The sequence below is a fragment of the Streptomyces xantholiticus genome (genome assembly GCF_014651015.1).
GTDB classification, from domain to species: Bacteria; Actinomycetota; Actinomycetes; order Streptomycetales; family Streptomycetaceae; genus Streptomyces; species Streptomyces xantholiticus.
The window spans coordinates 102,066-118,855 of sequence record NZ_BMWB01000002.1 but is presented as its reverse complement, the minus strand read 5'-3'; the positions used below and the strand labels follow the sequence as shown (position 1 = coordinate 118,855).

Genomic DNA, 16,790 nt, shown 5'->3' with positions numbered 1-16,790 from the left:
GATCCGTGAGCGGTGTCCACCCCCTCATTGTGGGCCCGCACGAACGTACAAGACCGGGGAGGGCGGCACGGGCGACGCTGGCCCCATGAACTCGGCGAGGACGGCTCACCAGGCCAAGGACAAGGACAACCCGTATCTGCTGCTGACGGTGACGATGGTGCTGTGGGGCAGCGCCTTCAGCAGTTCCAAGGTGGTCGTGGAGCAGCTGCCCCACGGTGTCGCGGCGTTCCTCCGCTTCGGCGGCGGCGCGCTCGCCCTGCTTGTCGCCGTGCGCCTCTTCGGCCGGCGCGGCGCACGGGTCATCCCGCGCGATGGGGGGAGGGCGGCGCTCGCCGGGCTGCTCGGCGTCTTCGCGTACAACCTGAGCTTCTTCTGGGGGCTCTCACTGGCGCCCTCCATGGACGCGGGTGTGATCATCCCGGTCATGAGCCCGGTCCTGACGACCGCGTTCCTGCTGCTCACCCGCAGGGAGTCGGCGTCGCCCGCCCGCATCGCGGGGCTCGGCCTGGGCGTGGTGGGCGCGGTGGTCTTCTTCGTCGGGGCGGGCACCGGCGGAGGGGGCGCGGCGCGGCTGACCGGTGATCTGCTGTTCCTGCTCAGCGCCGTCTGCTGGGCCTCGTTCACGCTCGCGGGGCCGCGGGTGCTCGCCGGCATCGAACCGCTGCGGGCCACGACGTACGCGACCTGTGCCGGAGCCGTCGCCCTCGGCCTCTTCTCGGCCCCCGGGCTGGGCGACGTGAGCTGGGGCGAACTTCCCGCCGGGATATGGCTGAACGTGGTGTTCCTCGCCGTCGGGCCGACCGCCCTCGCCAATCTCCTCTACTACCGCGGAGTCGGCGCCGTCGGCCCCGCCTCGGCCTCCGTGATGATGTTCCTCGTGCCCGTCTTCGGCAGCTCGGCGGCCATGGTCTTCCTGGGCGAGTCCTTCGGCCCCGTCCAGGCGGCCGGCGCCGTGGTGCTGCTCGCCGGCGCGGTGCTCGCCGTCACCCAGGGGTGGCTGCCGGGCCGCCGGGGCCCGGCAGGAGGGGATGCCGCTCACGCGTCGCGAAGAGTCAGGGCAGTGACAGACGACGCGTGAGCGGAGCTTCCTCAGGGGGTACGGCGGTTCAGCGCAGCCGTACTTCGTACGCCGTCACCGACACCGAGTCGTCGTCCAGGCAGCGCCCGGTCTCCAGGTCGAAACGCTGCTTGAGCAGCGGGGAGGCGACGAACGGCCGACCGGCTGCCGAGCCGACCAGGCCGCGCGCGAGGACCCGCGCGCCGCTGAACGGGTCGCAGTTGTCGATGGCGTAGGGCCGGCCCTCACGGTCGAGGAAGACCGCGGCCTGACGGCCGTCCGGCAGCAGGGCCGCCACACCGCGGCCCGGCGTCAGCCGGGACAGCGGGCACAGCGCGGCCCAGTCGTCGCCCAGCCTGAGCTGGATCTGGACGTCCGTCGTGGCGGGGGCGAGGGTCGTCGCGGTCATCGGGCGGCACCTTCCAGGGTCTGGTCGAACGAACGGATGGACAGCAGGGGCAGGTCGGGCTTGACCTGGTCGCGCTCCGGCACGAATTTCACCGTCGGGTCCGGGACGTCGGGCGCGTTGACGAAGGACTCGAACCGCAGCAGCCGCTCGGGGTCGTTCAGCGTCTCGGCCCACTCGTCGCGGTAGCCGGCCACATGGTCGGCCATCAGCGACTCCAGTTCGGCGCAGATGCCGAGCGAGTCGTTCACCACCACGTCCCGTACGTGTTCCAGACCGCCCTCGATGCGCTCCAGCCAGGTCGAGGTCCGCTCCAGCCGGTCGGCGGTGCGGATGTAGAACATCAGGAACCGGTCGATGAGCCTCACCAGTTCGGCGTCGGAGAGGTCCTGGGCCAACAGGTCCGCGTGGCGCGGGGTCGCGCCGCCGTTGCCGCCGACGTACAGGTTCCAGCCGTTGGCGGTGGCGATCACGCCGAAGTCCTTCGACTGGGCCTCCGCGCACTCCCGCTGGCAGCCGGAGACCGCCGACTTCAGCTTGTGCGGCGAGCGCAGACCCCGGTAGCGCAGTTCCAGGTCGATCGCCATGCGGACCGAGTCCTGCACGCCGTAGCGGCACCAGGTCTGCCCCACACAGGACTTGACCGTGCGCAGCGCCTTTCCGTACGCGTGCCCGGACTCGAAACCGGCGTCCACCAGCCGCGCCCAGATCTGCGGCAGCTGGTCGACGCGGGCACCGAACATGTCGATCCGCTGACCACCGGTGATCTTCGTGTAGAGACCGAAGTCGCGGGCCACCTCACCGATGATGATCAGCTTCTCCGGGGTGATCTCACCGCCGGGGATGCGCGGCACGATCGAGTACGAGCCGTTCTTCTGCATGTTGGCGAGGAAGTGGTCGTTGGTGTCCTGCAGCGCGGCCTGCTCGCCCTCCAGCACATAGCCGGAAGCGCCGATCGTGGGGGCCAGCGAGGCGATGATGGAGCCGACGGTCGGCTTGCAGATCTCGCAGCCGTCTCCGCCCCGCGCCGCCTCACGGCCGTGCGCGTCGAGCAGCTGCTGGTACGAGGTGATGCGCAGAGCACGCACGATCTCGTACAGCTCCTGGCGGGTCTGGCCGAAGCAGCCGCACAGGCCCTTGTCGACCTCGACGCCCGACGCCTCCAGCTCGGCGTTGACCAGCTGGCCGAGCACCTTGACGCAGCTCCCGCAGCCGGTGCCGGCCTTGGTGCACTTCTTGACCTCGGGGACCGTCGTGCACTGATGGTCGGTGACCGCGCCGCGGATGGTGCCCTTGGTGACGTTGTGGCAGGAGCAGATCACCGCCTCGTCGGGCAGCGCGGCCGGGCCGAGCGCCACGGGAGCGCCCGCGCCGGCGGGCAGCACCAGTTGCTCCGGGGAGATCGGCGGCACGCTGCCGGTCAGCGCGCGCAGGGTGCCGTACGACTCGGCGTCGCCGACGAGGATGCCGCCGAGCAGCGTGCCCTCGCCGTCGACGACCAGCTTCTTGTAGACACCGGCGCGGGAGTCGGAGTACACGACGTCGAGGCAGCCGTCGGCCGCGCCGTGCGCGTCGCCGAACGAGGCCACGTCCACACCCAGCAGCTTCAGCTTGGTGGAGGTGTCCGCCCCGGTGAACGTCTGCGTCTCGCCGTTCAGGGCGGCGGCCACCGCCTCGGCCATCTCGTAGCCCGGGGCCACCAGCCCGTACACCCGGCCGTCCGACGCCAGCGCGCACTCGCCGATCGCGAAGACTGCCGGGTCCGACGTGCGGCACTGCTCGTCCACGACGATGCCGCCGCGCTCGCCGACCGCGAGCCCCGCCTCACGGGCGAGCTGGTCCCGGGGCCGTACGCCCGCCGAGAAGACCACCAGATCCGCCTGGAGCGCCGAACCGTCCGACAGGGCCATGCCGTTGACGGTGCCGTCCTCGCCGGCCGTGACCTCCTGGGTGCCGACACCGGTGTGGACGGTGAGCCCCATGTCCTCGATGGTGCGCAGCAGCGCCGCGCCGCCGCCCTCGTCCACCTGCACCGGCATCAGCCGCGGTGCGAACTCCACGATGTGCGTCTCGAGCCCCAGCCCCTTCAGCGCGCCGGCCGCCTCCAGACCGAGCAGACCGCCGCCGACGACCGCGCCCACGCGCGCCGTCTTGGCGTACTCCTCGATCGCGAGCAGGTCCTCGATGGTGCGGTAGACGAAACAGCCCTCCGCGTCCTTGCCCGGCACCGGCGGCACGAACGGGTACGAGCCCGTGGCCAGCACCAGCGTGTCGTACGACAGGGTCAGGCCGGCGCGAGAGGTGACCGTGCGGGCGGCGGTGTCGATGCGCTCCGCCGGGTCGTCCAGATGCAGCTCGATGCCGTGCTTCTCCATGAAGCCGTCCTCGACCATCGACAGGTCGTCCGGCGTGTTCCCGGAGAAGTACGAGGTCAGGCGCACCCGGTCGTAGGCGGGGCGGGGCTCCTCGCACAGCACGACCACCCGCGCCCGCTCGGTGACGCCACGCTCGGCGAGAGCCTCCAGGAACCGCTGGCCGACCATTCCGTGGCCGACGACCACAATCGTGGGAGTGGTCGCGGAAGGGGACATCGCAGCCATGTCAGAGGCCTCCATCATTCGTGAGCAGGTGGAGCAGGGGGAGGGAGTCCGGCAGGGCCTCGTCGCCCTCCCAGGCCCGGGCGAGCGCGCCGACGGACGCGAGATCCCCGAGCAGTACGCCGCCGACGAGCCGGTCCCCGCGGACCACGACCTTGCGGTACGCGCCCCGGGTGGCGTCGGCGAGCTGGACGACGTCGTCCCCCGGGCGGGGGGTCGGATCGCCGAACGCGGCCAGGTCGAGCGGGCTCGTCGAGGAGGCCAGAGTGAGCCGGGTCAGGGCTCGGGTGCCGGAGTAGCGGGCGCCGTCGCCGTTCAGCACGGACGCAAGGACATCCGCCTGCTCCAGCGCAGGGCCCGCCAGACCGTGTACGACACCGTCGTGCTCCGCACAGTCGCCGATGGCGTGGATGTACGGGTCGGAGGTACGCAGCTCGTCGTCGACGACGATGCCTTTGCGCACCTCGAGGCCGGCGTCGACCGCCAGACCGACTCGGGGCCGCACCCCGCAGGCCAGCACCACGATCTCCGCGTCCAGCGCGAAGCCGTCCGCCAGGATCACGGCGGCGACCTCACCCTCGGGCGTGGTCCGCAGCCCGCGCACCCGGCACTCGGTGTGCACCTCGACGCCGAGGAGCTCCAAGTGGGCGCGGAGCAGGCCCGAGGCGGACACGTCCAGCTGACGCTCCATGAGGTGCTCGCCCTGCTGGGCCAGCACCACCTTTGCGCCACGGACCGCCAGCGCACGGGCCGCCGACACGCCCAGCAGGCCGCCGCCGACCACCACCGCGCGCGTGCCCGGGCGGACGGCGTCCGACAGGGCCGCACAGTCGTCCATGGTGCGGAAGGGGTGGACGCCGTCCGGGAGCCCGGGGCCGAGGCCGCGGAGCGGCGGCAGCACCGGGTTGGAGCCGGTCGCGAGCACGAGGCGGTCGTAGCCGACGGTCGTGCCGTCCGCGCAGTGCACGAGCCGCCGCTCGCGGTCGACCGACGTCGCCCGCACCCCGCGCCGCACCGGGACCTCCGGCAGCGCGATCACCTCCGGGCCGTACCTGCCCGCGAGCACCTCCGCGAGCAGCACCCGGTTGTACGGCGCGTGCGTCTCCTCGCCGAGGACCGTGACGCGGGCGCCCGCGCCGAGCTGACGCGCAAGCCGCACGCCCGCCGTCCCGCCGCCGATCACCACGATCTCCGAAGTCATGCATGCAGCGTGCGTCGTGGGTGTTACCCGGCAGGTTCCCTTCTGTTTCCCGCGGGGAACCTTGCGCTCAGCGGGGGCCGTCGGCGTGTGTGAGGCCGGGGGCCTTCGCTACGGGGGCTCCGCCCCGCACCCATGCGCCCGATCGCCGACGGGGCTGGTACTTGCCCGTCCCGTCGAGGCTCTGCCCCGAGTCCCTACGCCTCAATCGCCGACGGGGCTTGGATGGCCTCCGGCCCCTGCGCCGCAGTACGCCGGCGGGGCCGGCGTGGACCCTTTGGGGCTCTGCCCCGCACCCATGCGCCTCAATCGCCGGCCGGGCCGGAGCTGTCCCCGGGCCCCTGCGCCGCGGCCGCCGGCAGGGCACCCGCCCCGGGGGGCCGGTGTCCTGCCGCGCAGCCGCAGAGCGAGCCCGTTCGAGGGTGCCTCCACGGCCGCAAACCGGGAGATCGAGGACTCCGCGCGAAGCGCGGCACCGCGGAGCCCGGTTTCGGGAAGGGGCCGGGTGGGGTGGGGAAGCAAGGCCCCCATGCGGTAGGCGCAACCGGCCCGTAACCTCAGGCGACGCTCAAGACTTCGACGATCGTTGGACGGCACACGTATCCCCTCCATAGGCTCGCGACCGTGCCCGACATATCCCTCACCACCCTCGTCTTCCTCTGTCTCGCCGCCGCCGCGGCCGGCTGGATCGATGCCGTTGTCGGCGGCGGCGGGCTGTTGCTGCTGCCCGCGCTGCTGCTCGGGCTGCCGCAGGTACCGGCCGCCCATGTCCTCGGTACGAACAAGGCGGTCGCCATCGTCGGCACGTCGGGCGCGGCGGTCACCTATGTGCGCAAGGCCCCCGTGCAGGTGAAGACGGCCGTACGCATCGGGCTCGCCGCGCTCGCCGGCTCGATGGGCGGCGCGTTCTTCGCGGCGGGCATCAGCAGTGATGTACTGCGACCGGTGATCATGGTGGTACTGCTCGGCGTCGCCGCGTTCGTGATGCTTCGCCCGTCGTTCGGCACGGCGACCGCCGACGACAAGCGTCGTGTCACGCGGACCCGTACCGTCCTCGCCATCGTGCTCGTCGGCGGCGGCATCGGTTTCTACGACGGTCTCTTCGGGCCGGGCACCGGCACGTTCCTGGTGCTTGCGCTCACCGCTGTTCTGCATCTGGATCTGGTGACCGCGTCCGCCACCGCCAAGATCGTGAACGTGTGCACCAACGCCGGCGCGCTCGCGATGTTCGCCTACCAGGGAACGGTGCTGTGGCAGCTGGCGGCGCTGATGGCCGTATTCAATCTGGCCGGTGGCATGTTCGGGGCCCGTATGGCACTGCGGAAGGGCAGCGAGTTCGTCCGCGGCGTGCTGCTCGTCGTCGTCTTCTCCCTGGTCGCGAAGCTCGGCTTCGATCAGTGGACGGCCTGACGGCGGTCGGACCTGACGGTGGCCGGTGCAGGTCGGTGTGTGTACCTGTCGGACTCAGTACCTGTCGGCGGTCTCCGCGTACACGGCGTTCGCCCGTGCGATGACCTCGGTCAGCACCCGGCCCGCGACGGCCAGATCCTCGGCCGGGATCTCGCCGTACACCCGCGGGGCGAACTCCACGGCGACCGCCGCCAGCCGGCTCTGCTCGGTGCGGCCGGCCTCGGTCAGGGCGACACGCGGCCCCTGGTCCGGCTGCGCCCCCAGCGCCTCCAGCGGCTCGAGCAACTCGGCGGCCAGCAGTTCGGACACGGTGTCCCGGGCCGTGGCTTCGTCGATCCTCAGCGTGGATGTCATCAGCTCCACGATCCGGCCGGTGTCGGCGGTGCCGCCCTCGCCGGCGGTCGCGTTCAGCGCCATCGACTGGTGGAAGGTGGTGCCGGAACGGCGCAGCTCACGGTCGAGCAGCGCGCGTGCCGCGTAGTGGGCCCGGCCGATGATCTGGCTGTTGAGCAGAATCGGGGCGGTGGACGACATGGTTACTCCTCCGGTGGCGTGGACGTGTTCTCAAGAGCGTCAAGAGGTGCGTCGAGAGGTGTTTCGAGCAGCAGTCGCAGCTCACGCGTGAGCGCCTGCGTGCGTGGTGCGTCGAGGCCGCCGAGCGGGGCCAGCAGTCGGTCGAGGAGCGTGTGGACCTCCGCGATGGCGCGGCGGGCCGTTTTCTGTCCCTCGAGGGTGAGCGAGAGCCGCACGGCCCTGGTGTCGGTGGGGTCGGGCGTGCGCCGTACGAGCCCCGACGATTCGAGGGCGCGGGCGAGCTTCGAGACGTAGAGCGGTTCCAGGCCCGTGTGGTCGGCGAGTTGCCGCTGGCTCGGGCTGTGCCCGGACCGCCATATGCCGTGCAGCGAGGCGATCAGGGTGTACTGCGCGTGCGTCAGTCCCAGGGGAGCGAGCGCGCGATCGACCGCGACGCGCCATTTCGTCGACAGACGCCAGACCAGATAGCCGGGCGTGGAGCCTTTGGATGCCGTGCTCATGCCGATAAGGTACATGGATATTATGTCCATGGCTAGTAATTTCGGCCCTGCCGCCGACCCGCGGGGATGCGTCGAGGGGTGAGTCGAGCTCTCGTCGACGGCCGGGACGAGGAGCGCGTCGTCCGCGGGCGTGCGGCGACGCGAGGCGTCGCCCCGCCCCCGTCGGCTCGAGGCCTGACGGGAGCGGGGGATCCGGCGGTACGGGAACGGGCTGGGTACCGGTCCGTCAGCCTCTCTGCGCGCCGCTCGCCCGGCGGTGCAGGAGGAGCGTCCCGCCCACGGCGGCCGCGGTCAGTACTGCCGCACCCGCCGCGATCTGTGTGGTGTCGGGGCCCATGCTGCCGCCGACTCCGGTTCCGACGAGCCCGCGCGGCACCTTGTGGCCCAACTCGACCTCGCCGTCGGCCTCCTTGCCGTTCTCGCGGCGCACGCCGGCGTACGCCCCGTGGGTGCCGAGCATCGTGGTCGCCATCACCAACGCGGTGCCGGTCAAGAGGCGGGCGGTGGTGCGCATGGGTCCTCCGGGGGCACGCAGTGCGGTGTCTCGTTCTCCTTCGAGGTAAGAGGCCCACTGCCCACCATGCCTGCTGATGCCCAATCAGATTCGCTCGACCGGAGTGGTGTGTCACCCTGGACGGAACGGATTCTCGCAGGTCAACAGTGCTGCCGCCGCGCCGGGAGGGCCGGCGGGGTGCGGACGTGCCGAACGGGTGACGGTCCATGCGACCTGCTGTCACGCAATCCGTGGACACGACTTGACCTCAACCAAACTTGAGGTAGCACGCTCCTCCGCATGGACATCAACACGCCTGAACACACGTCCCCTCTGAAGCTCGCCGTCGTCATCGGCAGCAACCGCGACGGCCGGTTCGGCCCCACCGTCGCCGACTGGTTCCTTTCCCGGGCCGCGCTGCGTGAGGACTTCCTGGTCGAGGTCGTCGATCCGGCCGACGCCGAGCTGCCCACCGCGCTGTCCTTCAGCCCCTCGCCCGACGTGCGTGCGGCGCTCGGCAAGGTCACCCCGAAACTGGCCGGCGCCGACGCCTTCGTCGTCGTAACCCCCGAGTACAACCACTCCTTCCCCGCAGCCCTCAAGAACCTCATCGACTGGCACTTCGGCGAATGGCAGGCCAAGCCCGTCGGCTTCGTCTCCTACGGCGGTATCTCCGGTGGGCTACGGGCGGTCGAGCAACTGCGGCAGGTCTTCGCGGAGCTGCACGCCGTCACCGTCCGCGACACGGTCTCCTTCCACAACGCCGGCGCCCACTTCGACGACGAGGGCAACCATCGCGACCCCGCTGCCCCGAACGCCGCAGCCAAGACGATGCTCGACCAGCTCGCCTGGTGGGCCGAGGCGCTCAGGTCCGCCAAGTCCGTTCGCCCCTACGCGAGCTGAGGGCCCGCCGCCGTGCTGCTGAAACTGCTTCTCGCCCGCCTCCACGCGGCACGGTTCGCGGCGGCGGCCCAGGCGTAGTGCTCGGTGCGTACGGTGGCGGGGCGGGCCCACCTCCGGCCCGCCCCGCCCTGTGCGCCGTATACGAGCCGACGACCGAGAAGGAGCCCGTGCCGTGGAACAGACCCCCGCCGCGCCGCCGCTGCTCGCCGTGATGACCACGACCGACAGCGCGGAGAAGGCACAGCAGCTGGCGCAGGGCGCCGTGGAGGCCCGCCTCGCGGCCTGCGCGCAGATCTCCGCACCGGTGACGTCGGTCTACCACTGGCGACAGGCCATCGAGACCGCGGAGGAGTGGCAGGTGCTCTTCAAGACCACACCGGCCTGCTACGACGCCCTCGAGGCGCACCTGACCGCCGCCCACGACTACGACACCCCGGAGATCATCGCCATGCCGGTGGTGCGCGGCAACGCGGCCTATGTGGGCTGGGTGCGGGCGGAGACTGTGGCGCGATGAACGAGCGGCAGCGGCTTCCGTTCTTCGTCTACGGCACCCTGCGGCCGGGGTTCCACAACCACGACGTGTTCCTGCGCGGCCGCACCACCACCGAGCGCCCCGCCGTGCTGCGCGGCGCGCGGCTCTACGAGGGCCCCGGCTTTCCGTACGCCGTCGACGATCCCGGCGGCCCCTGCACGGTCACCGGCGAGGCGGCGTGGGCGGCCCCCGACCAGTACGGCGGGCTGCTCGGCGTCCTGGACCGCCTGGAGGAGTACTCCGGCCGTCCGGGCCATCCGGAGAACCTGTACGAGCGGGTGGCCCGCGAGGTCGTCCTCGCCGACGGCACGTCCGTCACGGCCTGGGTGTACATCGCCGCCGAGCACGTGGCCCACGCACTGCGGGCCGGCGGCACACCCGTCGACGGCGGCGACTGGCGCGAGGCCGTCAGGCGACCGCGCCCCGGTCCGCCGGCTCCAGCCGGACCGCGCACACCTTGAACTCCGGCATACGCGAGGTCGGGTCGAGCGCCGGATTGGTGACCGTGTTGACCCGGCCCTCGCCGGGCCAGTGGAACGGCATGAACACGGTGTCCGGCCTGATCCCGGTCGTGATCCGCGCCGGCCCGGTCGCCCGGCCCCGCCGGGACACCACGGCGAGGGGCTCACCCTCCCGGACACCGAGCCGCTCCGCCATCTGCGGATGCAGCTCGACGAACGGGCCGGGCGCCGCGGCGTTCAGTTCGTCGACACGCCGCGTCTGCGCCCCCGACTGGTACTGGGCGACCACCCGCCCGGTCGTCAGCAGTACCGGGTACTCGGCGTCGGGCTCCTCCGCGGCGGGCCGGTGGTTGACGGGCACGAACCTGGCCAGGCCGTCGGGCGTGGCGAACCGGTCGAGGAACAGGCGCGGCGTCCCGGGATGCCGGTCGCCCTCCTTCTCCGGACACGGCCAGAACACGCCGTCCTCCTCGGCGATCCGGCGGTACGTGATGCCCGAGTAGTCCGCGAGGCCGCCGGCCGACGCCCGCCGCAGCTCCTCGAACACTTCCTCCGGATCGGCCGGGAAACCCTTCTCGTGCCCCAGCAGCCCCGCCAGCGCGCCCAGCACCTCCAGGTCGCTGCGGACCCCGTCCGGGGCATCGACCGCCTTGCGGCGCAGCAGCACCCGGCCCTCCAGGTTGGTCGTCGTGCCGCTCTCCTCCGCCCACTGCGTCACCGGCAGCACCACATCGGCGAGCGCTGCCGTCTCCGAGAGCACTACGTCCGCGACGGCCAGGAAGTCCAGCGACCTCAGCCGGCCCTCGATGTGCGCCGCGCGCGGGGCGGACACCACCGGGTTCGACCCCATCAGCAGCAGCGACTTCACGTCGCCGCCCAGCGCGTCCAGCAGCTCGTAGGCGCTGCGGCCCGGTCCGGGCAGCGACTCCGGGTCGACGCCCCACACCTCCGCCACATGCGCCCGCGCCGCCGGGTCGTCCAGCTTGCGGTAGCCGGGCAGCTGGTCCGCCTTCTGGCCGTGTTCGCGGCCGCCCTGCCCGTTGCCCTGGCCCGTGAGACAGCCGTAGCCGGACAGCGGGCGGCCGGCCCGGCCCGTCGCCAGGCACAGATTGATCCAGGCGCTGACCGTGTCCGTGCCCTTGGACTGCTGCTCCGGCCCGCGGGCCGTGAGCACCATCGCGGACGGCGCGTCGCAGAACAGCCGCACCGCCTCGCGCAGCTCGGGCACGCCGACTCCGGTGATCCGCTCGACCAGCTCGGGCCAGTGGGCCATGGCGGCGGCCCTGGCGTCCGCCCAGCCGGTCGTACGGCTGGCGATGAACTCCTCGTCGGTGCGTCCCTGCGCCACCACCTCGTGCAGCAGGCCCAGCGCGAGCGCCAGATCGGTGCCGGGCCGGGGCGCCAGATGCAGGTCGGCCTGTTCCGCCGTCTTCGTCCGCCGGGGGTCGACGACGATCAGCTTGCCGCCGTTCTCCTTCAGCTCCGTCAGATAGCGCAGCGCGGGCGGCATGGTCTCCGCGAGGTTCGAACCCACCAGGATCACGCACCCCGTCCTCGGGATGTCCTCCAGAGGGAACGGCAGCCCGCGGTCCAGGCCGAACGCCTTGCCGTGTGCGGCCGCCGCCGACGACATGCAGAAGCGGCCGTTGTAGTCGATCTGCGAGGTGCCGAGCACGACCCTGGCGAATTTCCCGAGGGTGTACGCCTTCTCGTTGGTCAGCCCGCCGCCGCCGAAGACGCCCACCGCGTCCGCGCCGTGCACCTCCCTCGTACGCCGCAGCCGGTCGGCGATCGTACGCAGCGCCTCCTCCCAGGTGGCCGGTTCGAGCCGGCCTGTGGCGTGGCTTCTGATGAGCGGCTCGGTCAGGCGCACCCGGGAGGAGAGAAGGGAGGGTGACGTACGGCCCTTGCCGCACAGTGCGCCGCGGTTGACGGGGAAGTCGGGGCGCTCCACCACCTCGACGGCCGTCCCGGCGGCGTCCGGCTGCCGGACGCCGCGCAGATTCATGCCGCACTGCAGGGCGCAGTAGGGGCAGTGGGTCGGGATGGTCTCGTCGCGCATGACGCCCAGCGTGGAACATTCGTGTTACACGGGCCGACGTGGCGCATTACAGACGAGGTACGCCTGGCTCCGCGGCCGGCTCACGGCGGCGTGAGGAGCCGGGGCCGCGTACGGCGCGTCCGGCTCAGGCGCGGCGGCCCAGCATCGCCAGCAGCCGGGTCTGCGGGTCGTCGCCCGGCGGCGGCTCGATCGGTGCGGCGAACAGCCCGGACTTCGACAGTTCCGACGCGTAGGGCGCGACCTCGTCCAGGGTGAAGGCCACCAGCGCGTCCGGCAGCCGCTCCTCCGCGCCGATCGCCCGCGACAGGTCCCAGGCGTGCACCACCGCGTCACTGATCATCTGCGAGCAGTACGCGGTCACCGGGGTCTCCCCGTACGAGAGCTGGACCGTCCCTTCCAGGGCCCCCTCGTCGGAGAACGCCTTGCGGGCGGCGCGTGCGGCCGAGTCCCAGGCGTGGCGCGGACGCTCGCCGAGGACGTCACCGTCGTACGCGTCGCCGATGTCGTCGATCGTCGCCCCGTCGGTCACCAGGTCCGGCACCCACAGCTGCTCGGCCGTGAGGTGGTTGACGAGATCGCGCACCGACCACTCGGTGCAGGGCGTCGGGTCGTCCCACTGGTCGTCGCGTACGGCGTGCACCCGGTCGGTGAACAGGGCGAGCGCCTCGGTGTGCCGGGTCAGCAGTGTTGCCACGTCTTTCTTCATGCGTCCACTGTTCCCTGCCGACGGCCTCGACGCGAGCGTGCCGGGCCGCGTGCCGCGCCGGTCAGCGGCGGGGGTCCGCCAGTGCCTCGCGCACACCCCGTTCCTGCGCCCCGAGGAACCGGGGATCCGGCCGGAACGCGGCGTCCAGCGACGCCTTGCCCGCCGCGAACATCTCGCGCACGCCGCCGTAGTACCAGGTCGCGTCACGGGGCTCCGCGACACCGACGCCGTAAGAATCGACCCCGGCCGACCGGCACAGGGCGACGGCCCGGCGGATGTGGAAGCCCTGGCTCACCAGCAGCGCGCGCTCCACCCCGAAGATCTTCTTGGCCCGTACGCACGAGTCCCATGTGTCGAACCCGGCGTAGTCGCTGACGATCCGGTCGTCCGGGACACCGCGCTCGGTCAGGTACGTCCGCATGGCGTCCGGCTCGTCGTACTCCACCCGGCTGTTGTCGCCGGTCACCAGTACGACCCGGGCCTTGCCGGTCCGGTACAGCTCGGCGGCGGCATCAAGCCGGTGCGCCAGATACGGGGAGGGCCTGCCCTGCCACAGCCCGGCGCCGAAGACGACCGCGACGTCCCGCGCCGGGGCGTTCGCGACCGTACGGACCCGGCTGTCCGCAACGGCGTGCATCCAGGTGGCGGGCACGAGCCCGAGCACGCAGCCGAGCATGACAGCCTGTACGGCGAGCCGTCGCCTCCTCGTTGCTTTCACGCCCGGTCAGACGCTCGGCGTGCCAAAAGGGTTCGCCTCGGCGCCGTGCCGTTCGGCACGATCACCTCGTGATCGACGAGAGGGCGCGGACGGCCGCCCGTAACAACGCCGAATGGTGCGAGGCCATGTGCCGCGCGCACGGGCTGCCCGGCACCTTCGGCAGCCGCGCCTGGACCAACCCGCGCCGCACACCGCCGCTGTATCCGGACGCGGGGACGCTGAGCGAGGACGCGACGGCGGACGACGTCCTGGCAGCGATCGACAGGGCCGGAGGCGGCGGCTGCTCGGTCAAGGACAGCTTCGGGTCGCTGGACCTCTCGGGGGCGGGGTTCGACGTCCTCTTCGAGGCGCACCCGCCGCAGGCGGCGTCAGGGTACGTGGAAGTGGGCTGAGGGGGCGGGGGACAGGCGCCGCGCAGCGGCCCCGTACCGGATCCGGGGCACGACCCGGAACGCCGCCCGGACGGCGGTACGGGTCCGGGACGGAGCCCCGAAGCGCCGCGCGGAGCGCGGTGGACGGGCCCGGAAGCCCCACGCCGCCAGGCGGTAGGGCGAGCAGCCCGATTTCGGGAAGGCGGGAAAGGGCGGGGACAGGCGCCGCGCAGCGGCCCCGTGCCCGCGGCGGCGCCGGTACGGGGCCGCTACGGCGGCCCCGTACCGGCCGCCGTAGCGCAGCGCGCCCGAGCGCCCCGCTCCGCGCAGGACGCTCCCGATCGTGAGTCAGGCGCAAACACCCGTCACCCTCACGCAACAACCACGCAACCTGCGCCCGCCACCATCGATCCATGACGGAGCCGGAACACCTTCGTGAGTCCCCGCCCCCGACCCTCGACAGCGCAGTCGACACCGTCGCGCAGTTCGGCACCACCGCCGACCTGATCACGCGTATCACCGCTCAGCTCGGCACCCAGCTGAGTCACGTCCGACTGAACGGAACCCGCCCCGCATGCTCCCCTCCGCGACTGCCTCCGCCACCGCCCGGCCCGCCCTCGTCGCCGTCGCCCACGGCAGCCGTGACCCGCGTGCCGTGCGTACCGTCACCGCTCTCCTCGACCGGGTCCGCGAGCTCCGGCCCGGCCTTGATGTACGTCTCGGGCACATCGAGCTGAACGAGCCGCTGCTCGGCGACACGCTTGCCGCGCTGCCCGACGGCACGCCCGCCGTCCTTGTGCCGCTGCTGCTCAGCCGTGGCTACCACGTCAAGCACGACCTCCCGCAGGCCGCGGCGGCGATGCCGGGCGGCGCCGACGTCCGTATCGCACGCCCGCTCGGTCCGCATCCCCTCCTCGGCGAGGCGCTCGCCGACCGCCTCGCCGAGGCGGGGTGGCGGCCCGGGGACGGCACGAGCGGCAGTGCCGGTGTCGTTCTGGCCTCGGCCGGCTCCCGCGACCCCGACTCCGCCGCGGACACCCGGCGTATGGCGCGGATGCTCGCCGAGCGTCTCGGCGTGCCGGTAGTCGCCGCGTACGCCTCGGCTCTCGCGCCCACCGTCCCTGCCGCCGTCAAGGCGTTGGAGGCGCGCGGCCGCCACCGGGTCGCGGTCGCCTCGTACTTCGCCGCGCCCGGTCTGTTCGCGACGCGCAGTGCCGCCGCCGCGCCCTGGATCGCGGCGGAGCCGCTCGGGACCCACCCGGCGCTGGCCCGGCTGCTGCTGCACCGCTACGACGAGGCACAGGCCCTCCCGTGCGCCGCGCAGGCGGCCCGGCGGCTGGAACTCTCCGCCGCATAATCGCCCGACGGGTCCGGACCGTCGGCCGCTCCGGTTACCTTCGGTGCATGGACGGCACCACCAGCACCTCCGGCAACGGCAATGGCACCGGCACCGGTTCCGACGGCTACGACGACTCGGCCGCCGAGCGCTGGGCCGCCGAGCCCGACAAGCGCCCCGGCCGCACCGCCTTCCAGCGCGACCGCGCCAGGGTGCTGCACTCCTCGGCGCTGCGCCGTCTCGCGGGCAAGACCCAGGTCGTCACTCCCGGCACCCGTAGCCACGCCTGGGACGCGAGCCCCCGGACCCGGCTGACGCACTCGCTGGAGTGCGCACAGGTGGGGCGGGAGCTGGGCGCGGCGCTCGGCTGCGACCCCGATCTCGTCGAGGCTGCGTGTCTCGCGCACGACATGGGGCACCCGCCCTTCGGCCACAACGGCGAGCAGGCGCTGAACGAGTTCGCGCAGGACTGCGGCGGTTTCGAGGGCAACGCCCAATCCCTGCGCCTGCTCACCCGTATCGAGCCGAAGCGTTTCGTGCACGCCCCAAAGACGGGTGAGCCGGTCAGCGTCGGTCTGAACCTGACCCGGGCCACACTCGACGCCGCCACCAAATACCCCTGGCCGCGCGGCGATCACCCCACCGACCCCGGTTCGGGCAAGTTCGGGGTGTACGAGGACGACCTGCCGGTCTTCGAGTGGGCGCGTCTCGGGGCCCCCGCGTACCGGAAGTGCCTCGAGGCCCAGGTGATGGACTGGGCCGACGACGTCGCGTACTCGGTGCACGACTTCGAGGACGGCCTGCACGCCGGGCACATCGACCCCAACTGCCTGCTTTCCGAGACGGAGCGTACGGCCATCTGGTCCGTGGCCGTCGGCCGGTACGTGCCGTACGACACGGACCCGCAGGAGCTGTCCGACGCGCTCGACCGGCTCGTCGCCCAGGTGTGGTGGCCGCACCACTACGACGGCTCCGCGGTCGCCCAGGCCAGGCTGAAGGACGCCTCCAGCCAGCTCATCGGCCGGTTCGCGCTCGCCGCGGAGGGCGCCACCCGTCAGGCCTACGGTGCCGGCGGGCTCACGCGTTACGCCGCGGAGCTCGTCGTCCCGCGCTCGACGCGCAACGAGTGCGCGGTGCTCAAGGCCGTCGCCGACCGCTATGTGATGCAGCGCGCCGAGCAGGAGGCGCTCCGCGCCGACCAGCGCGTCGTGCTCGCCGAACTGGCGCAGGCGCTCACGGCCCGTGCGCCCGAGGCGCTGGAGCCGCAGTTCCGCGCGATGTTCGAGTCCGCGGCGGACGACCGGGCCCGTAAGCGGGTGATCGTCGACCAGATCGCGAACCTCACGGACGCATCGGCCCGTACCCTGCACGTCCGTCTCGCGACGCGCCGCTGAATGCTGCGCACGCAGCCCACGTGGGCGTTTCGTCCGAAATGACGCGCCGGAGGGTCACTCCCCCTTCCGCCATAACGTTCGGTGCGGGACGCTCGCTGAAGGCTGCGCTGCG

17 protein-coding genes are annotated in these 16,790 nt (G+C 72.4%); 8 read left to right on the top strand and 9 right to left on the bottom strand.

The features are described 5' to 3' along the window. Positions 1 to 85: 85 nt before the first annotated feature. Positions 86 to 1,078, top strand: coding sequence for a DMT family transporter (locus IE198_RS04875; protein ID WP_189883029.1), 993 nt, complete (start codon positions 86 to 88; stop codon positions 1,076 to 1,078). Positions 1,079 to 1,106: 28 nt separating this feature from the next. Here the strand turns inward: IE198_RS04875 and nirD are convergent, their stop codons facing one another. The 3 genes from nirD to IE198_RS04860 are packed head-to-tail and all read right to left on the bottom strand — an operon-like array spanning position 1,107 to position 5,261. Next, on the bottom strand, positions 1,107 to 1,466 hold the full coding sequence (gene nirD / locus IE198_RS04870) for a nitrite reductase small subunit NirD (RefSeq protein ID WP_189883026.1): 360 nt from the start codon (positions 1,464 to 1,466) through the stop codon (positions 1,107 to 1,109). Beyond that, positions 1,463 to 4,054: a nitrite reductase large subunit NirB gene (gene nirB, locus IE198_RS04865; protein WP_189883657.1), complete on the bottom strand. Its 2,592-nt coding sequence runs from the start codon at positions 4,052 to 4,054 to the stop codon at positions 1,463 to 1,465. Before nirB ends, nirD begins: the two co-directional genes overlap by 4 nt. Before the next feature lie 10 nt (positions 4,055 to 4,064). Beyond that, the gene (locus tag IE198_RS04860; protein ID WP_189883024.1) at positions 4,065 to 5,261 is read right to left on the bottom strand and encodes an NAD(P)/FAD-dependent oxidoreductase; all 1,197 of its coding nucleotides are present in this window, start codon (positions 5,259 to 5,261) and stop codon (positions 4,065 to 4,067) included. Positions 5,262 to 5,882: 621 nt separating this feature from the next. On the opposite strand from IE198_RS04860, the gene IE198_RS04855 reads away from it, so the two are divergent. Next, entirely contained in the window at positions 5,883 to 6,668 is a 786-nt protein-coding gene (locus IE198_RS04855) for a sulfite exporter TauE/SafE family protein (protein ID WP_189883022.1), read from the top strand. Between the two features lie 54 nt (positions 6,669 to 6,722). Here IE198_RS04855 and IE198_RS04850 read toward each other — a convergent pair whose 3' ends face one another. The 3 genes from IE198_RS04850 to IE198_RS04840 form a co-directional block, all read right to left on the bottom strand. Next, positions 6,723 to 7,202 carry a hypothetical protein gene (locus tag IE198_RS04850; protein ID WP_189883020.1) on the bottom strand — a complete coding sequence of 160 codons (480 nt, stop codon included), beginning with the start codon at positions 7,200 to 7,202 and terminating at the stop codon, positions 6,723 to 6,725. A 2-nt stretch (positions 7,203 to 7,204) separates the two neighbouring features. Further along, complete coding sequence (locus IE198_RS04845; protein ID WP_189883018.1) at positions 7,205 to 7,702, bottom strand: MarR family winged helix-turn-helix transcriptional regulator; 498 nt, start codon at positions 7,700 to 7,702, stop codon at positions 7,205 to 7,207. A gap of 226 nt (positions 7,703 to 7,928) precedes the next feature. Further along, a complete protein-coding gene (locus IE198_RS04840) occupies positions 7,929 to 8,216 on the bottom strand; it encodes a hypothetical protein (protein WP_189883016.1) in 288 nt (95 codons plus the stop codon). A gap of 279 nt (positions 8,217 to 8,495) precedes the next feature. Between IE198_RS04840 and IE198_RS04835 the strand changes: the two genes are divergently transcribed. The 3 genes from IE198_RS04835 (at position 8,496) to IE198_RS04825 (ending at position 10,091) form a co-directional block, all read left to right on the top strand. Further along, positions 8,496 to 9,098, top strand: a complete 603-nt coding sequence (locus tag IE198_RS04835) for an NADPH-dependent FMN reductase (RefSeq protein WP_189883014.1) — start codon at positions 8,496 to 8,498, stop codon at positions 9,096 to 9,098. Between the two features lie 211 nt (positions 9,099 to 9,309). Continuing rightward, positions 9,310 to 9,612, top strand: coding sequence for a divalent-cation tolerance protein CutA (gene cutA, locus IE198_RS04830; RefSeq protein WP_100111100.1), 303 nt, complete (start codon positions 9,310 to 9,312; stop codon positions 9,610 to 9,612). Continuing rightward, positions 9,609 to 10,091: a gamma-glutamylcyclotransferase family protein gene (locus IE198_RS04825; RefSeq protein WP_189883012.1), complete on the top strand. Its 483-nt coding sequence runs from the start codon at positions 9,609 to 9,611 to the stop codon at positions 10,089 to 10,091. Before cutA ends, IE198_RS04825 begins: the two co-directional genes overlap by 4 nt. On the opposite strand, the gene IE198_RS04820 is transcribed toward IE198_RS04825, so the two are convergent. From IE198_RS04820 to IE198_RS04810, 3 genes are all read right to left on the bottom strand, one after another. Then, on the bottom strand, positions 10,039 to 12,153 hold the full coding sequence (locus IE198_RS04820; RefSeq protein WP_189883010.1) for a molybdopterin oxidoreductase family protein: 2,115 nt from the start codon (positions 12,151 to 12,153) through the stop codon (positions 10,039 to 10,041). The genes IE198_RS04825 and IE198_RS04820 overlap by 53 nt on opposite strands. Before the next feature lie 124 nt (positions 12,154 to 12,277). Next, on the bottom strand, positions 12,278 to 12,859 hold the full coding sequence (locus IE198_RS04815; protein ID WP_189883009.1) for a TIGR03086 family metal-binding protein: 582 nt from the start codon (positions 12,857 to 12,859) through the stop codon (positions 12,278 to 12,280). Positions 12,860 to 12,920: 61 nt separating this feature from the next. Next, positions 12,921 to 13,535 (bottom strand): SanA/YdcF family protein, encoded by a 615-nt coding sequence (locus IE198_RS04810; RefSeq protein WP_229833776.1) that lies wholly within the window; start codon positions 13,533 to 13,535, stop codon positions 12,921 to 12,923. A 110-nt stretch (positions 13,536 to 13,645) separates the two neighbouring features. On the opposite strand from IE198_RS04810, the gene IE198_RS04805 reads away from it, so the two are divergent. From IE198_RS04805 to IE198_RS04795, 3 genes are all read left to right on the top strand, one after another. After that, a complete protein-coding gene (locus tag IE198_RS04805; RefSeq protein ID WP_229833747.1) occupies positions 13,646 to 13,969 on the top strand; it encodes a hypothetical protein in 324 nt (107 codons plus the stop codon). Between the two features lie 553 nt (positions 13,970 to 14,522). Continuing rightward, a complete protein-coding gene (locus IE198_RS04800; protein ID WP_189883005.1) occupies positions 14,523 to 15,305 on the top strand; it encodes a sirohydrochlorin chelatase in 783 nt (260 codons plus the stop codon). Positions 15,306 to 15,352: 47 nt separating this feature from the next. Beyond that, complete coding sequence (locus tag IE198_RS04795) at positions 15,353 to 16,678, top strand: deoxyguanosinetriphosphate triphosphohydrolase (protein ID WP_189883003.1); 1,326 nt, start codon at positions 15,353 to 15,355, stop codon at positions 16,676 to 16,678. Positions 16,679 to 16,790: the final 112 nt, after the last annotated feature.

Coding starts and splice junctions, on each gene's coding strand:
- IE198_RS04875 (WP_189883029.1), top strand. CDS start 86: ATGAACTCGGCGAGGACGGCTCACCAGGCCAAGGACAAGGACAACCCG.
- nirD (WP_189883026.1), bottom strand. CDS start 1,466: ATGACCGCGACGACCCTCGCCCCCGCCACGACGGACGTCCAGATCCAG.
- nirB (WP_189883657.1), bottom strand. CDS start 4,054: ATGTCCCCTTCCGCGACCACTCCCACGATTGTGGTCGTCGGCCACGGA.
- IE198_RS04860 (WP_189883024.1), bottom strand. CDS start 5,261: ATGACTTCGGAGATCGTGGTGATCGGCGGCGGGACGGCGGGCGTGCGG.
- IE198_RS04850 (WP_189883020.1), bottom strand. CDS start 7,202: ATGTCGTCCACCGCCCCGATTCTGCTCAACAGCCAGATCATCGGCCGG.
- IE198_RS04845 (WP_189883018.1), bottom strand. CDS start 7,702: ATGAGCACGGCATCCAAAGGCTCCACGCCCGGCTATCTGGTCTGGCGT.
- IE198_RS04840 (WP_189883016.1), bottom strand. CDS start 8,216: ATGCGCACCACCGCCCGCCTCTTGACCGGCACCGCGTTGGTGATGGCG.
- IE198_RS04835 (WP_189883014.1), top strand. CDS start 8,496: ATGGACATCAACACGCCTGAACACACGTCCCCTCTGAAGCTCGCCGTC.
- cutA (WP_100111100.1), top strand. CDS start 9,310: ATGACCACGACCGACAGCGCGGAGAAGGCACAGCAGCTGGCGCAGGGC.
- IE198_RS04825 (WP_189883012.1), top strand. CDS start 9,609: ATGAACGAGCGGCAGCGGCTTCCGTTCTTCGTCTACGGCACCCTGCGG.
- IE198_RS04820 (WP_189883010.1), bottom strand. CDS start 12,153: ATGCGCGACGAGACCATCCCGACCCACTGCCCCTACTGCGCCCTGCAG.
- IE198_RS04815 (WP_189883009.1), bottom strand. CDS start 12,859: ATGAAGAAAGACGTGGCAACACTGCTGACCCGGCACACCGAGGCGCTC.
- IE198_RS04810 (WP_229833776.1), bottom strand. CDS start 13,535: ATGCTCGGCTGCGTGCTCGGGCTCGTGCCCGCCACCTGGATGCACGCC.
- IE198_RS04800 (WP_189883005.1), top strand. CDS start 14,523: ATGCTCCCCTCCGCGACTGCCTCCGCCACCGCCCGGCCCGCCCTCGTC.
- IE198_RS04795 (WP_189883003.1), top strand. CDS start 15,353: ATGGACGGCACCACCAGCACCTCCGGCAACGGCAATGGCACCGGCACC.